The organism is Paenibacillus athensensis (assembly GCF_004514475.2).
GTDB lineage: Bacteria > Bacillota > Bacilli > Paenibacillales > NBRC-103111 > Paenibacillus_AL > Paenibacillus_AL athensensis.
Map to the genome: position 1 here is coordinate 92257 of NZ_MYFO02000006.1, position 15468 is coordinate 107724.

General features: G+C 52.4%; 19 protein-coding genes. 8 read left to right on the forward strand and 11 right to left on the reverse strand.

Annotated elements, in window-relative coordinates; all coding sequences use genetic code 11:
- Positions 1–36 precede the first annotated feature (36 nt).
- The 3 genes from B5M42_RS13090 to B5M42_RS13100 form a co-directional block, all read right to left on the reverse strand.
- Entirely contained in the window at positions 37–495 is a 459-nt protein-coding gene (locus B5M42_RS13090) for a hypothetical protein (RefSeq protein ID WP_134751039.1), read from the reverse strand.
- 136 nt (positions 496–631) lie between these two features.
- Complete coding sequence (locus B5M42_RS13095; protein WP_134751037.1) at positions 632–910, reverse strand: hypothetical protein; 279 nt, start codon at positions 908–910, stop codon at positions 632–634.
- A 20-nt stretch (positions 911–930) separates the two neighbouring features.
- A complete protein-coding gene (locus tag B5M42_RS13100) occupies positions 931–2121 on the reverse strand; it encodes an NAD(P)/FAD-dependent oxidoreductase (protein WP_134751035.1) in 1191 nt (396 codons plus the stop codon).
- Positions 2122–2529: 408 nt separating this feature from the next.
- On the opposite strand from B5M42_RS13100, the gene B5M42_RS13105 reads away from it, so the two are divergent.
- On the forward strand, positions 2530–3528 hold the full coding sequence (locus tag B5M42_RS13105; RefSeq protein ID WP_329959310.1) for an NAD(P)/FAD-dependent oxidoreductase: 999 nt from the start codon (positions 2530–2532) through the stop codon (positions 3526–3528).
- A gap of 99 nt (positions 3529–3627) precedes the next feature.
- Here the strand turns inward: B5M42_RS13105 and sda are convergent, their stop codons facing one another.
- Positions 3628–3783 (reverse strand): sporulation histidine kinase inhibitor Sda, encoded by a 156-nt coding sequence (gene sda / locus B5M42_RS13110; protein WP_134751033.1) that lies wholly within the window; start codon positions 3781–3783, stop codon positions 3628–3630.
- Positions 3784–4118: 335 nt separating this feature from the next.
- Between sda and B5M42_RS13115 the strand changes: the two genes are divergently transcribed.
- A complete protein-coding gene (locus B5M42_RS13115) occupies positions 4119–4280 on the forward strand; it encodes a mechanosensitive ion channel protein MscL (RefSeq protein ID WP_134751031.1) in 162 nt (53 codons plus the stop codon).
- A 264-nt stretch (positions 4281–4544) separates the two neighbouring features.
- Here B5M42_RS13115 and B5M42_RS13120 read toward each other — a convergent pair whose 3' ends face one another.
- From B5M42_RS13120 to B5M42_RS13135, 4 genes are all read right to left on the reverse strand, one after another.
- Positions 4545–5222 (reverse strand): glycoside hydrolase family 73 protein, encoded by a 678-nt coding sequence (locus tag B5M42_RS13120; RefSeq protein WP_134751029.1) that lies wholly within the window; start codon positions 5220–5222, stop codon positions 4545–4547.
- 143 nt (positions 5223–5365) lie between these two features.
- Complete coding sequence (locus B5M42_RS13125; protein WP_134751027.1) at positions 5366–6490, reverse strand: glycosyl hydrolase family 8; 1125 nt, start codon at positions 6488–6490, stop codon at positions 5366–5368.
- Positions 6491–6943: 453 nt separating this feature from the next.
- Positions 6944–7396 carry a hypothetical protein gene (locus B5M42_RS13130; RefSeq protein ID WP_134751025.1) on the reverse strand — a complete coding sequence of 151 codons (453 nt, stop codon included), beginning with the start codon at positions 7394–7396 and terminating at the stop codon, positions 6944–6946.
- Positions 7397–8185 (reverse strand): hypothetical protein, encoded by a 789-nt coding sequence (locus tag B5M42_RS13135; RefSeq protein ID WP_134751194.1) that lies wholly within the window; start codon positions 8183–8185, stop codon positions 7397–7399. It lies immediately after the preceding gene.
- 217 nt (positions 8186–8402) lie between these two features.
- Here B5M42_RS13135 and B5M42_RS13140 point away from each other — a divergent pair, with 217 nt between their 5' ends.
- Positions 8403–9488 carry a hypothetical protein gene (locus tag B5M42_RS13140; RefSeq protein ID WP_230632886.1) on the forward strand — a complete coding sequence of 362 codons (1086 nt, stop codon included), beginning with the start codon at positions 8403–8405 and terminating at the stop codon, positions 9486–9488.
- Positions 9489–9580: 92 nt separating this feature from the next.
- Here the strand turns inward: B5M42_RS13140 and B5M42_RS13145 are convergent, their stop codons facing one another.
- Entirely contained in the window at positions 9581–9943 is a 363-nt protein-coding gene (locus B5M42_RS13145; RefSeq protein ID WP_134751021.1) for a HesB/IscA family protein, read from the reverse strand.
- Positions 9944–10016: 73 nt separating this feature from the next.
- On the reverse strand, positions 10017–10208 hold the full coding sequence (locus B5M42_RS13150) for an aspartyl-phosphate phosphatase Spo0E family protein (RefSeq protein ID WP_230632887.1): 192 nt from the start codon (positions 10206–10208) through the stop codon (positions 10017–10019).
- 213 nt (positions 10209–10421) lie between these two features.
- On the opposite strand from B5M42_RS13150, the gene mqnE (B5M42_RS13155) reads away from it, so the two are divergent.
- The 3 genes from mqnE (B5M42_RS13155) to B5M42_RS13165 all read left to right on the forward strand — a co-directional run bounded on the left by mqnE (B5M42_RS13155) (position 10422) and on the right by B5M42_RS13165 (position 13828).
- The gene (gene mqnE / locus B5M42_RS13155; protein ID WP_134751019.1) at positions 10422–11528 is read left to right on the forward strand and encodes an aminofutalosine synthase MqnE; all 1107 of its coding nucleotides are present in this window, start codon (positions 10422–10424) and stop codon (positions 11526–11528) included.
- A gap of 29 nt (positions 11529–11557) precedes the next feature.
- Positions 11558–12661, forward strand: a complete 1104-nt coding sequence (gene mqnE, locus B5M42_RS13160; RefSeq protein ID WP_134751017.1) for an aminofutalosine synthase MqnE — start codon at positions 11558–11560, stop codon at positions 12659–12661.
- Positions 12662–12763: 102 nt separating this feature from the next.
- A complete protein-coding gene (locus tag B5M42_RS13165; RefSeq protein WP_134751015.1) occupies positions 12764–13828 on the forward strand; it encodes an NAD(P)/FAD-dependent oxidoreductase in 1065 nt (354 codons plus the stop codon).
- Positions 13829–14026: 198 nt separating this feature from the next.
- Here the strand turns inward: B5M42_RS13165 and B5M42_RS13170 are convergent, their stop codons facing one another.
- Positions 14027–14281, reverse strand: a complete 255-nt coding sequence (locus B5M42_RS13170; protein ID WP_134751013.1) for a YuzB family protein — start codon at positions 14279–14281, stop codon at positions 14027–14029.
- Positions 14282–14379: 98 nt separating this feature from the next.
- On the opposite strand from B5M42_RS13170, the gene B5M42_RS13175 reads away from it, so the two are divergent.
- A complete protein-coding gene (locus B5M42_RS13175) occupies positions 14380–14625 on the forward strand; it encodes a NifU family protein (protein ID WP_134751012.1) in 246 nt (81 codons plus the stop codon).
- A gap of 335 nt (positions 14626–14960) precedes the next feature.
- Positions 14961–15461 (forward strand): hypothetical protein, encoded by a 501-nt coding sequence (locus tag B5M42_RS13180; RefSeq protein ID WP_134751010.1) that lies wholly within the window; start codon positions 14961–14963, stop codon positions 15459–15461.
- Positions 15462–15468: the final 7 nt, after the last annotated feature.

Genomic DNA, 15468 nt, shown 5'->3' on the forward strand with positions numbered 1-15468 from the left:
GGTCAGATCTTCTTATTACAATCTTTTATGAATATTCTATCGTCCAAGATCCAAGCTTCTCCAGTAATCCAAAGGATACGCAGAATCTCCTAAAAGCAATTCGCCTTGGCGTATGGTAAATTGTATGCCTTGTTCCAAAAGCTCAATGACAGGCTCATATAAGTCCACATATGGAGCAGCTTCCTCCACGTGTTCATCCGCAAGCGCGCAAACTTCCAAATACGCGTAGCAAATCGCTTTCATATAAGGATTATTCCAAGCATCAAGCTGCGGACAAACGTGCAGCAATTGAACCCCTACTGTCTTATGAAGAACTTTACCTACACTAAAAATCGGATACCTTTCAATTTCTACACCTGTCTGATTCAAAAATGCATTGACCCTGCTAAAATATTGCCTGACCAAAGCATGATGCGAATCTCGTATAGGTTTGTCCATGAATTCAAACGAAATGGCAGACAATCGTTGTATGGCGGCTTGCAGCAGTTTCCCCATCCAATCCCCCTTTCTCAGCTTATCTTCTCCATTGCAAAAAGCCCAAATCCCCGCTCCCGCGGAAATTTAGGCTGTTGCCGGTCCTGCATGGAGCCGCTTTATGGCTAAGCCGCCAAACGCCGCGGCTTCTTGCATGTCAATCCTCGTCATCCTCGGCTTGCAGCGCGGCAAGCTCCGCTTCCATCTGCGCCTTGCGGGCCAGATACGCTTCGGTATCACGGTCGCGCTGGCGGCCTTTTTCCTTCAGCCGTTCGATGGCGGGCAAAATGAGAATGTCGATTTCCTTTTGCACAATGGCGACCAGATCGTAACGCTTTTCGGCTTCCAGATAATGTCCGACGTCGAATAGCGCGTTATAACGATCCAATTCGTCGCGTGTCAACAAACCGCGCACTTGTACGCTGCAGTGCCGCATCGCTTGCGATCCTCCCCGGGCTAGAAACGCCCTTTGCGGATCACGAGCGGAATACCGCCGATAATGTACAGGTAACGCATATCGATCACTTTTTTCATCAAAGCTGCGACGTTGCCTTTAATTTTGCGCGAACCCACGATGCCGATAGCCTGTCCTTTGCCCAGGGAAGCAACGACGCCTTTGTTGGAGAAATGGAACGATTTCGGCTGCGAGCCGCGGATCGACGCAATCAGGTTGTACGCGCACACGTCGCCTTGCTGGGTAGCAATTTGCGCGGTCGGCGGGTACGGACGGCCTTCGGGGTTCATTACGATCGAGCAGTCGCCCACGACATAAATATTGTCGAATTGCGGAATGCGCAAATATTCGTCAACCTTGATGCGGCCGCGCATCGTTTCGAAGCCGGCTTCGTCCAGCATATGGTTACCACGGATACCCCCGGTCCAGACAACAGTAGACGATTTGATCAGCTCGTCGCCGGCAATGACAACGCCTTCCGGCGTCACTTCTTTGATGGCCGTGCCGATTTTGAAGGTAATGCCTTTGTCGGCCAGCACCTTCATCGCGTATTCGACCAGTTCCGGATCAAAGCCCGGCAGTGCAGATGGCGCAGCTTCAATGTTATAAATCTTGACCAGCGACGGATCGACGTCGAACTCTTTACACAGCTCAGGAATCCGGTCGGCCAGCTCGCCGATAAATTCAATGCCGGTAAATCCGGCGCCGCCGATGACGAACGTCAAATAATCCTTGCGCTCAGGCTCGCGTTTGAATTTGGCGAATTGGTATTCAATATGCTCACGGATGAAACGAACGCTGTTGATGGAGCGAATGTTCATCGCGTATTCTTTCAAACCGGGAATGCCAAATGTCTCAGGCTCGCCGCCGAGACCGACAACCAGATAATCATACGAAAGCGTGCCGTCTTCGAGAATGACTTTCTTCTCGTGCGGACGAATTTGCGTCACGGTCGATTTAACGAAATCCACCTTGAACTCGTCAATCAGCTTCAAAATGTTCACACGGGCGTTCTCCGGGTTGTCCGTACCTGCCGCCGGCATGTGCAAATGCGTCGTAATGTAATGATAGTCATGTTTATTGACCAATGTAACGTCCGCTTCGTTGTAGTTCAATTCCTTTTGCAGACGGATGGCTGTTACAATCCCGCCGTAACCCGCGCCCAAAATCACAATTCTAGGTATTCTGCTCATCGTGTCTCACTTCCATATCCGAATGAATTTGTCTAATGGTTTCTCTATATTGTGAAAAATTACACAAACGGCTTCAAAACAAGCGATACTGCTTCTAGTTTGCACTCCCACGCAGTTAATTATGATGAAGCAATATGAATGTAATCACAACACACGTAAACCGATTCTCATGCAATGATATAATGTTCAAAAATAAATATCAAGTGCTAATTTAGCGCAAATACCCGTAAAACCGGGCGAAAAGCGAGTCCTCGGCAAGCGACCTCAACTTATCGTATCGATAAGCAACTTAAATCGGGGATTCGCATTTTTTTGTTTCCTTCGCTCGCAGAGATGTTTATAATGGAATAATGATTGTGGAATGATGTAGATACTTATATTGGCGGAGAAAACGGAGGAGAGATTGTAGTGAGTGAGAGTGTCAACCAAGAGTTGGTAGATATTATTGTCATCGGTGGAGGTCCTGCCGGTATGTTTGCTTCGTTCTACGCCGGCATGCGCCAGGCATCGGTTAAAGTCATTGAAAGCATGCCCCAGCTTGGCGGCCAATTGGCGGCGCTGTATCCAGAGAAATACATTTACGACGTAGCCGGCTTCCCGAAAGTAACGGCTCAGGAGCTGGTCAACAATCTGCTGGAGCAAATGAAGCATTTCACCATCAACGTTTGCCTGGAAGAGAAGGTCCATCAGGTTAATAAAAAAGAAGAGCGTTTGTTTGAAGTCATTACCGATAAAGGAACGCATTTCAGCCGCGCCGTTATTATTACAGGAGGCGTAGGCGCCTTTGAGCCGCGCCGTCTTGAGCTTCCGGAAGCCGCACAATACGAGAAGAAAAATCTCCACTACTTCGTTAGCGATCTGAACAAATTTGCCGGCCAAAAAGTGCTGATCAGCGGCGGCGGCGATTCCGCAGTCGACTGGGCGCTGATGCTGGAGCCTATCGCCGAGCAAGTGACGCTGATTCACCGTCGCGACAAGTTCCGCGCGCATGAGCACAGTGTAGAGAACCTGATGAAATCCAAGGTTCAAGTCGTGACACCTAAAGAGATCAGCAAGCTGCACGGTACCGATCGCATTGAGAAAGTGACGCTGGCCGACTGCAAATCCGGCGAAGAAATGATTCTCGACGTCGATGCCGTCATCGTGAACTTCGGCTTCGTCTCCTCCCTCGGCCCGATTGCCGAGTGGGGCTTGAACATCGACAACGGTTCTATTATCGTCGATTCCCGTATGGAAACGAACATTCCCGGTATTTTCGCCGCTGGCGATATTACCACCTATCCCGGCAAGCTCAAGCTGATTGCTGTGGGCTTTGGCGAAGCGCCAACCGCGATTAATAACGCCAAGGTTTACATTGATCCATCCGCCAAGCTGTCGCCGGGCCATAGCAGCAACATGAAGCTGTAGGCCGTCTTCCGAACACAGCTGCATGTTTGACGACAAAGGGGTATTCCGATCTAATCCGCGCGATTAGAGGGAATACCCCTTTCTATGTCTTCTGCAAGTCTAGTTCATCGGCGTTTCGTCGTTGAGGTTGACATCCAGTTTCAGGTTTCTTCTTTTGATTTCAGCCAGCAGCAGATCTACGAAATCCGGCTCCAACTTCAACTGCAGCGCTTTGTAATACGAATCGATCAACGTTTCATCACTGATAAGTCTCAACCGGATCACCTTTATCCTAGAATTTGTAATTATATTATCACGACACTAGAAATAGAACAAGCGTTCCGTTATCCACAATGATATGTGCACATCTTGTGGGCAACATGTTGATAGGTGTCACAAACTGTCTATTTTCCTAGGGGATAATGTGGATAAAGTTATGCACAACCCCGCCGGACCCTTTGGCGATAAAAAAAATTAATCGGAAACTGGTTATTTTTACAGAGCGAAAACAGTTCTTGCGATTGTTCACAATTTTGAAATATGAAATTAATGCTCTATTAATGTTCGCACCTTACAATGTAAATAACCAAAACCGGAAAGGACTGAAACAAATGCTCGTTTACGATATTGTGGTGAATGGAGAAATTAAAGAGACCATCAAGCCGCGCAAGATCAGATTGAAAGACATTTACGCGTTTATGCAGGAACAAACGAAGCTGATGAAAGCCAAATATGGCGACAATGTCAAAGTAAAAGGCCGCATGGTTTATTAGGAGAATTAACGCTCCTGTAAACCGCGGCCTTTTTTTTACGACAGCATGCCAAGCGTATGCCTGGAGGCGTTTCAAGGAAAACTAGCAGGGTAAAGATGCAGGTCCTTGATCTAATCCGAAATGAGGTGCTACCGGCATGAAAGCAAAAAGCAGCCGCAATTTCGGCCACATCGTCGGCTTAATGGCCGTCACCGCTGTGGTCATTGCAGCATTTATCGTAACTGCCTACTACATGACGCGATAACCTCTGCGCTCAGCCAGCTCCTACACGATCCCCTTGCGGTGCAGAACGGTCAGCAGCCGGTAAAAATCATAGCTCCCGCCTGCCGGCGTATCGATCAGACCGGCCGCTGTCGCCGCTTGGACGGCGTCGACGGCCCAGTCGGGCACCGTATCCAGCGACGCCAAATGCTGCAGCGCGGTCACCTTGGCGCGCAAGCTTGCGATTTCCGCTTTCAATTCTTCGAGCATCGAATCTACCTCCTCGTCGTATCGTTGCAGCCCGTAATTGCGTATGACGGCGTCCAGCTTTGCGGCGTATGCAGGATCGGTCGCATAACCGGCCGCCAGCAACGCCTGCGTTTGCTCGCCGGGCGTTGCTGAGCTGCGGACTTTGGCATAACGCGCCGATTGAAACAGCAAATCCTGATCGCGAAAGCCATCCTCGATGGAATCGTAAGCCCGGAACTCGCCGCGCACGTCGGAATACGTCTGTCCCTGCACAACCTCCCAGGTGCTTGCCGATACCCGTTTGCCGCTCCAATAAGCCGTTGGTTGTCCGCTGCCGGCTTTGTAGCCAACCAGATTGTTCCACGGATTGACGGTGCCTCCCGTCTCCAGCAACGCCTGCGCGACCCGCACCGAAGCAAACAGCGGCGAGCCCTCCAAGCGCAGCTTGACGGCAATTGGGGCGATCAGGCCGATAAACTCGTCTTTGGTCAAGCCGACTCCTCCCTTCTTGTCTGCTAATTGTATTCTATTCTTGCAGGACGCAAAGAGTTGTGGATTTTGTCTGTCGCCGCTGTTTTTTTCAAATAAAAAGGCTCTGCCTCGGCAGAGCCTTGTTGACCAATCAGCGGCAGGGATCACGGGCCCGCCTTTTCGGCTTCGGCCAACAGTCCTTGCAGCTGGTCAAACGAATATCCTTCCTGCTTGGCGGGATCGACATATCCGCCGTAATACGGAGATGCCGGGTCGAGAACAGCCAGCTGCGTCATTCGCGCGTATAACGAATCAGCCAGTCCATCGCCAGGAGCCGCAAGCTTGATCAGCCGGTAAGCCAGCGCATAGGCGGCCGGAGATTCCAACTCGCTGGCCGGCTGGCCGTCGCGCGTATAGTCGTTGAACAGCTTCCCGTGCTCGTTCCACGTCTTGCGGAGAAACGCCAGCGTCGTTGTAGTCTCGCCCTGCACCTCTGCCAGATGCAAAGCCGTATATAGCGAATCGATCGCATTTAGCTTATCGGCTTGCATCCACTGCTTAGTCGTCAGGCTAAACTGCTTTTCGAACAAGCCGCTGCTCAGCGCTGCGCCCTGCAGCAGCTGGCGCGAACGGGCATAGACCTGCTGCCAAAGCGGGCTGGCTTCCCCAAGCATACGCAGCGTATACAAATCCAGATAGGAAGCCGTCAGCGTATCGGCGTTTGCCCCGTTGTCCCAATTATAAAAATCGCTCAGATATTCGCCGTCGCGCACGCTGGCTTCAAGCTGCCTGGCAATGGCTGCGGCCAGCTTCCCGTCGGCCTGCTCCTGCCAGTGATCGGCGCCTTCACGCAACGCGCGGACAATCCGCAAATCGTCAACCGTAGCATTCGCCGTCACTTCATCTATCCGCCCCTGGGGATCAATCACCCAGCGAATGCGGCCGCTGCCGGCATCCAGACGCTCGCGAACAAAGCCCGCCTGCTGATCAAACAACGCTTGCCGATCCGTTCGCAGACTGTACAGCAGCAGCAGTCCCGTCGACTCCGACAGCATCTGGTGATTATTCGCCACATGCGGCTGCAGCGGCAAATCGTCGCGCAGATTCGTATATACACCGCCGTCTCCAGCGAGAAAATGCGTACGCACAAACGTATATAGCGGCGAGTCTCCCGCCCGCGCCACATCCGCAGGCTCCGCCTCTGTCGGCTTTCTTTCTGCCAAACCGGCAATCGCCGCTCCAATGGCCGCGAGCAGCAGCACAGCGATCACGGTATTGCGAAGCAGCATGACCCATCACTCCCCTTCTTCATCCAGCCTGTCCGACAAACGTATTTGACATCCGGGTGGCAAAATCCTCCAAGCGGGCGCTGGAGCGACAAGGCTGTCGCAACGATCACGCATGAAAAAAAGCCGCCCGGGCGGCGCGATTGCAGCTTCGCGCTTGGCTCCTGACGGCTTGCCGCGCCAATCTTGCGCGGAACGAGGAGCTATCAAAGCTCCAGCAAGCTTTTGACCAATAAAAACGGCAGAGCACCAATAGAAACAAACGCAAACATAAAGCCTTGAACAAAACCTCTCACCTGTTTCATTCCTATCACTCCTGTCCCGATTTTGTGTCTAAACGGTGAACTCCTTCCAGTATACGCCTCTCGAAGCGGCGAAATATTAAATGAACCTGAAAATAAGATTAATTTTCAAGCTGTACGAGCCTCTTATAACCGATCTGCAGCCCAAATCCGCTCAGCGAATCTTGGCCAGACCTTGTGCCAGATGCTCCCACAGCAGCGCCTCCACCCGCTCTATCTGCTGCTCCTCACAGTTGACGATCAGAATAATTTCCGCGTTTTTCCCTTTAAGCAGCCGCTTGTTTTTTTTCCACACCTTGTTGATCCAAATATCAATGGCCAAGCCAATGGTGAAGCCGACCATCGCCCCGATCACTCCCCAATAAATCGGCCCCCACGCCATCACAAACCCGCGGCTTGCGCCAATGACGGAAAAGATAACAGCCAGCACCATCCCCTTGCCGATATTGGACACGCCATCCGCCCGATGCAGCGTATCGAATATTTTGCGCTCGCCTTGACGATTATCCAGCGGCACGGCAAAAATATCCTTTATACCGTTTTGCTCCAACGACATAATGGCCAGCTCGACAAAGCTGGAATGCTCGAACGTTGCAAAAACCTGCATCTAGCTCACCTTGCTCCCCTTGACAATAGTAAAATGCGGAGGCTGATAACACCACTTTAAATATCTGCGCTGCTCTTGCTCGAACAGCTTGTTGTTTTCAATCGTGTTAGTGTAGGCGTCATAAGCCGTAAAAAAATAAAAAGAAGGGAGATACATCAGCCATTGTGCATCCATAGACGCCGTTGATGTGGCAATATCGCCCATAAATAAATACTGAATACCGGTCAGCACATGGGAATAGTTGACAAAAAGCACCGTCATCACGAGGTTAAAGAACCCGAGCACTATGCGGTGAATATACAGTTGACCCATACTTGGCACCGTCATCGACCAGAACAGCGCCATTATCGGATTGCGCTTATCCAGGTAATTGATTTCCAGAGCACCGATACTGAACGAATTAAACGGGGCATTCTCCCACTCCGCCAGCATGTACACCTTGTTCAAATCGACCGTGGTCCGATAGCTGTCCCAAATGGCGAAAAGATAAACGGGAATGTACAGAATCATCAGACTTGTATCGATCACTTCCTTAGCCGCTTCGATATCGCCAACAAATGTATACACCATTGCTTGATTCAAATGTATTCGCTGATTAATAAACAGCTCCCAGACGAACAACAGCATTCCACGGATATATTTGGATAAAATCAAGTGACCGAAGCCGGGAAAAGCGATCGACCAGCAAGCAACGATGACGGGATTTTTCAAATGCAGCTGCGTCGTGCCGAAAATGCTGACGTGCGCTTTGTAACGCCGGTTTCGATTGGTATTGGAGTAATTGTCCATCAGACGTGCCCCGCCATTCACAATTTTTAATAACACGGATATTGTTGCCATCTGGCGAAGTTTCATCCGAGCGAAGCGTGCTGGCGCGGCAAATTATTTTCTTCTTTGTTACCAGCTATTTTTTCCGAAAAGGTTTTCGGAAAACGCTTGTAAGCGTCGTCTGCCTGTGATAAGCTCCATTGTGAAGATCTGGAATTATATGTTTAGGAGGGATATGATGACCGCCAAGAAAACACTTCCTTTAGCCGAACCAGCCATTACCGCATATTCTTCACATGCAACTGCGCTGGCAATCGCTGCTACGAACGAAGCGTATTTGCCTTGGTACTACTGCAACTACATTCAGCTTTACGGGCTGAAGGATTACAATGAGACTGTCGATTTGCCTTTGGATTTCTACATGGGACCGCGCAAAGATTTCAATTATTACACGAATACCAACTGGCTGACCTTCCTGAGCACGGAGAGACAACTGATTGCGGACACCTGCGGGGACATTATCGACTATATCGTGGCATGCATCAACAGCGATTTGTACGTTGCTTTGCATATGGATGAATATTTTATGGAGGATCGCTGGGCCTACAATTCGCGTAAATGGGATCACGAGAACCTGATTTTCGGCTACGATCTGGAGCGCAAGGTTTTTCACATCATCGGCTTTAAAGGTGCCAACCGCAAATTCGAGCCTTCGGAAATTTCCTTTGAGGTGTTCAGGCAGGCTTACGACAGCATCGATATTCAAACCGATCCTTGGCGCAATCAGCTGTTCCTGATCCGCCGCGTTGAAAAGGAAATCGATCCGTTCAAAGGCAATTTCCGCTTCAATCTCGCATTGATTACCGATTCCATTCGCGAATATCTGCTTGGTGAAGACGCTACGCGCAAATTCGCCATGTTTCAGAACAGCCTGTCTCATCTGGTCTTCGGGATGCAGGTGTACGAATCGCTGAAAACCAATCTGCCGCAGTTCTGGTTTGATTTCCGCCCGCTGCATGTGCTGGTTGAGCACAAAACCGTCATGGCTCATCGGATATCGTATTTACGCGAGCTGGGCTATTTGAGCGAGGAAGTCGCAGCCCCTCTGGAGCAGGCCTTCCGTGAAATGGCACACGCGTGTACGCTGATGCGCAGCACACAATTGCGTTACATGGCTTCGCGCGATCGGGCAAAGGACCGGCCACTCGTCGACAAAATCCTCGGCGAGCTCGACAAGCTGGCTGCACGTGAGAAAGAAGCTCTTGAAGCGCTGCTGGAGGCGCTGGAGCAAGCGCAAAGCGCGCGGCAGCCGGCTTTGGCTTAACAAAGAAACCATCCACCAAATAAAAACTCCTCAAGCTCCATGACGATAACGCCACATCAGCTTGAGGAGTGTTCCTGTTGCTATAAGATTTCTTAATCCTCGCAAGGCTGCGCCGCAGCCGCATCCTCTTCACGCGTCCGAAAGCTCGAACCGCACCCGCAGGTCGCAATCGCATTCGGATTATGAATGGTAAAGCCGCCGCCCATACCGGAGTCTTTGTAGTCGATCTCCAGACCGTTCAGGTATTTCAGGCTGTCGCCATCAACTACAACCTTCAGGCCCTGCAGCTCCATCACCTTGTCTTCAACCTTCTGGTCGTCGTCAAAGCCCATTCCATATGAAAAACCACTGCAGCCCCCTTCCTTCACGCCAATGCGCAAAAACAGATTGGGCAATTGCTGCTCGGCAAGCATTTCTTTGATCTTATCGCTGGCTGAATCGCTGATTGTAATCATAAGGATATCCCTCCTGTCTACCGTTACCACTCAGTATACTCCGATTCGCCTTGAACCTCAAGGGCGCACGCGCTCAGGGCGCGGAAGGCTTGACGCGCGTCAGTTCATAATATTGCAGCAGCAATTGATCGAGCCTGCGGCTGCACAGCTGCACCTCAGGGTGCAAGAAGCCGTGCGAGATGCCGAGGAGCACCATTTGCCCGCGCAGTTGCTCGATTTGTCTGTTCAGTATGTCCTGCATGTCCGATCTGACCGATGAAGCCACCTGTAATCACCTTTAATCCGCAAACTTGCAATACTGAAATATTATACAGGAACCTGTCAGGGAAAGGAATATGTTTGGCGAAAAAAGGGCGAGCTTTTCACGTTTTGTGTCGATTGTCGGTTTTCGTCCGCGACGTATTGCCCCACCTTGCCAACAGGTTTATAATAGTAAGGATTGCTTTCTATCCCACTACTAAGGCAGGGGTGCAGGTCTGTGACAACCTCGACAATAAACGATTCCCTACAGGATATCCGGCAAAAAGTCATAAACGGCGAGCGCCTCAGCTTCGAAGACGGCGTACGGCTGCTCAAATCGAACCGGCTGCTGGAGATCGGCATGATGGCCGATATGGTCCGTGAACGGATCAACGGTGATCGCGTTTATTTTATCGTCAACACGCATTTGAACTATACCAATGTATGTTATTTGGACTGCAAGCTGTGCGCCTTCGGCCTCAAAGCAGACGATCCGCGCTCGTACACGCTTTCGCTTGAGCAGCTGGAGCAGAAATTTATCGGCATGATCGGCAAAGGCTTCACCGAGCTGCATATTGTGGGCGGCGTTAACGCCAAGCTCCCGTTTAGCTACTATGAAGACATGATCAAGCTGGCCAAAAAGCATCTGCCCGACATTCACGTCCAGGCGTTTACCGCCGTTGAAGTCGACTACATCGCCCGCGTCTCCAAGCTTAGCGTCGAAGAAACGATCGAACGGCTGCGCGCAGCCGGGCTCGGCTCGATTCTCGGCGGCGGCGGCGAAATTTTTGACCCGGAAATCCGCGCCATTATCTCTGGACACAAAACAGATTCGGACCGCTGGTTCGCGATCCACCGCAAAACGCACTCGCTCGGCATGAAGTCGAATGCGTCGATTTTGTATGGGCATATCGAACAGCCCGAGCACGTTGTCGATCATTTGATCCGGCTGCGCGAGCTGCAGGACGAAACTGGCGGCTTTCAGGCATTTTTCGGCTTTGCGTTCCATCCAACGAATACGAAGCTGGCCGAAGAGTTCAAGTTGACCGGCGAAACGACAGGCTATTACGATTTGAAAATGCTGGCGGTCGCCCGCCTGATGCTCGACAACATCCCGCATATCCGGGCCTTCTGGATGGCGATTGGACTCAAGATGGCGCAGGTGGCGCTCAGCTTCGGCGCCGACGATCTCGACGGCACAGTGATGGAAGAGCAGATCATTCACGCTGCCGGCAACGCGGCGACGCAAATGACGCCCAAAGCCACCTTCATCGAGATGATTCGCGAAGCCGGCCGCATTCCGACCGAGCGGGACACCCTCTACAACATTCTCAAATCCTACTGATCCGCTATAACAAAGAGGAGGACACTATCATGAGCACGGTCATTAGCAACCCCGACAAACGGATGAGCGAAATCGCCGAGAAGGTCGAAAATGGGCAGCGGCTGACGCTGGAGGACGGCCTGTTTTTGTATGAATCCGACGACTTGTTAACCATCGGTCAACTGGCCAACAAGGTCAATTTGCGCATGAACGGCAAAAAGGTCTATTTTATCGAAAACATGAGCCTGTACTTCACCAACGTCTGCGAAGCCCACTGCGCGTTCTGCCATTACCGCCGCGACGAAGGCGAGGAAGGCGCTTATACGTTGACGCCCGAGCAAATGGTTGAATACGTCGGCAAGCATTATCAGCCATCCATGCGCGAATTTCACATTACCGGCGGCCACAATCCGAATGTGCCGTTCAGCTACTATGTCGATTGCATCAAGGCGCTCAAGCAGCATTATCCCGATGTGACGATCAAAGCGCATACCGCGGCAGAAATCGAATTTTTCTCGCGCATCAGCGGTCTCACCTACAAAGAAGTGCTGCAAACGCTCGTCGATGCGGGCCTCTCCACCTTGACCGGCGGCGGTGCGGAAATTTTGTCCGAACGTTACCGGCAAAAGATGGGCGTCGGCAAAGCGACGACCGACCAGTGGCTGGAGGTGCAGCGCGTCGCTCACTCCATCGGCTTGCGCACGCACGCTACGATGCTGTACGGGTCGATTGAAACGCTGACAGAGCGCTTGCAGCATATGATTTATTTGCGCGAGCTGCAGGACGAAACCAACGGCTTCATGGTCTTCATTCCGAATGCCGTTCAGCCGGCCAGCGTTAGCGCAGGGATCAAACGCCGCGTAGCTGCCTTCGACGATTTGAAAACCATCGCGATCAGCCGTCTGATGGTGGACAACATTCCGCATATCAAAGCGTATTTTATTAACCTGGGCACACAGCTGACGCAAATTGCCTTGAGCTTTGGCGCTTCCGACGCCCACGGTACGATTGTGCAGGAGCGGATTTCTCACTCGGCCGGCGCGCTTTCCCCGGAAGGACTGACACGCGACGAGCTGATCTGGCTGATCAAGGGCGCAGGTCGGATTCCGGTCGAACGCGACACCTTTTATAATGAAATTCAGGTATATGCCTAATACTAAAGCATGGCCCCGCTGTCGGTACGTCGCTTCAGACGCACATCGCGCCAGCATGCTTCTTAGCATAGATACAATGAAAGCAGAAGGGATTTTGGAGTCATGAAAAAGTTTGTCATTCTCGGAGGAGGCTATGGCGGGTTAACCATTGCCTTGAATTTGCTGGAGAAAGATTTGCCGCCGGATACGGTGCTGGTCATGGTTGACCGCAGCCCGTTTCAGGGCTTGAAAACCGAATATTATGCGCTGGCTTCGGGCACAGTCGCCGAGACGCACATTCGCGTCGCTTATCCGGTTGATCCGCGGCTGATCATGACTTACGGGGAAGTCACCGAGGTCGATTTGGACCGAAAGCTGGTGCTGTTCGAGAATCAGGAGCCCTTGCACTACGACTGGCTCGTAATCGGACTGGGCTGCGTGGACAGCTATCACGGCATTGAAGGTGCGCAAGAGCATTCCTACAGCATTCAGACCTTCTCGCAGACGCGAGCAACCTATCAACGGGTTAACGATGTAGCGCCTTACGGACAGGTCTCGATTATCGGCGGCGGCTTGAGTGGTGTCGAGATGGCGGCCGAGCTGCGCGAAAGCCGTCCCGATCTGAACATTCGGATCATCGACCGCGGTTCAAGCATTTTGTCGGCATTCCCGAATAAGCTCCAATCGTTTGTTCGCGACTGGATGACCGAGCACGATATCGAGATGCGCTCCCACGTCTCGTTGTGCCGGCTGGACGGCGGCGATTTGTACAATCAGGACGAGGTCATCCGGACAGACGTTACGATCTGGACCGCAGGCATTCAGCCAAGCCCGATTGTACAGAAGCTCAATCTGGACAAAGACAAGCAAGGCCGTGTGCTGTTGAACGATTGTCATCAGGTTCCGGAATATCCGGAGGTTTATGTCGTCGGCGACTGCGCCTCTTTGCCCTTCTCCCCCAGCGCGCAAGCTGCAGAAGCGCAGGGCAAGCAGATTGCCGAAGTTATGCAGGCGATTTGGAAGGGCGAAACGCCGCGGCTGGGCAAAATCAAGCTCAAAGGCGTGCTCGGCTCGCTTGGTAAAAAATCGGGCTTCGGTATCATGGGCAAACGCACAGTGATGACCGGCAAAATCGCCCGCGCGCTTAAAAGCGGCGTCTTGTGGATGTCCAAGCACCATTTCGGCTAAGGCCGAAGCGGTGGCTAACGCCAGTCGCAGTCGCTCCGCTGACAGGTTGCGCGGCGGATTGGCGGATTCCGCAAGGCAAGGCGACTCTCGGCTACGGTGGAGGTCGACAACAGCTGTCAGACTAAAAGCGGCCGCCGACAGCTTTACGCAGCGCTGCCGGCGGCCGCAGGTTACACGGCTTGCGTTCAGGCCTTCCGCTTAATCGCCCAGCAGATCGTACATGGCCTCCAGTTGCTTGATTTTTTCGTGGATATACGCTTCCAGTGTCTCGACATCCGCAGCGGCGATAATCTCGCCGTTGACGAGCGCATACGGCTCCATATAACATTGGCCGCAATTGCCCAAGCAGCCATATTCGATGACATCGTAGTCGGGGTTGCTCTCGAACGCCTTCATGACCTTCTCGGTGCCGTGATGCATGTTGCTGGCGCAAAATTCAATAATCGGTCTCATCGCACAATCACCTTTTTCATTCCTTAACCGTAGTTGAAAACCATTTTCATTTTGATGCTTATTGTACTATAATATATGAAAGAAAGGAGATGAATCAAATGACGGAAAATACAAAAGAAACGATGTATGATGAAGTCCTTGAGGTTTTGGATAAACTTCGTCCTTTCCTGCAGCGCGACGGCGGCGACGTAGAGCTCGTGGATGTGGAAGACGGAATTGTGAAGCTGAAGCTGATGGGTGCCTGCGGCAGCTGCCCAAGCTCCACGATTACACTGAAGGCCGGTATTGAACGGGCTTTGGTGGAAGAAGTGGAAGGCGTGCAAGAGGTCGTACAGGTATTTTAAGATAGACGTGAGTCGACTGTCCTTGGAGGACAGTCTTTTTTTTTGCTGCGGACATGTGGCGGTTTGCCACTATTTTCAAGGAGAGTTTTGCCCGTTCCCTTCAAACCCTAGAAGTGCGGTGAACAAGTGGCCAGAGAGTCGATAGGAGTTGGAGCAGCGTCAGCGGTCGCCCTTGTAGACGGATTTTCACCCCAAACGGGGTCATGCCATCGGAAAATCCGGCTACAACAGCGAGTGGAAAGCGCTATCGACCGGAGGACACTGCTTTTTCACCTGACTTCTAGAGGCGTACCCCGCTGGACATCTACTCTGAGCAAAGGCAGGCGATGTGGCTGATGATGAAGCCGGTAATCGGGCAAATCGAACAATTGAAAAAAATCGTGTGCGGCCTTCCGCTTAACGCGTTCATGGCGCAACGCGCCGCCGCGGAGCATGAATTGAACGGCGCGCTGCTGGAGACGGCTGTGTTCGAGCAGCCGGGGCATGACGCAGACGAGCAGCGCGACGCGCTCGTTCGCATCCGCAGCCACGTATCACGGCTGCGCGAAAAGCTGGCGGTGCTGCAAACGGCCGTGGCCGAGCAGTACCGCGGGCAGCTCGGCGCCGGCAAAGCAGCGTTCGAGCAGCTCGACGCGGACGTGCAAGCCGTCCGCGACCCGGCGGCGTATGAGACGCGCCGCCTGTTCCACGCGCTGGAGCAAGCGCGTGAGGTGTGCAGCCTGCTCGCCGGCAGGCTGCTGGACATCGACGCCGTGCTGGAGCGCGCGGCGCGGCCTGTGCCTGCCGGGGCCGACAGCTACGACAGCGACCCGGCGCCATCGCCGGTGAGTCCGTAGCTGGAAG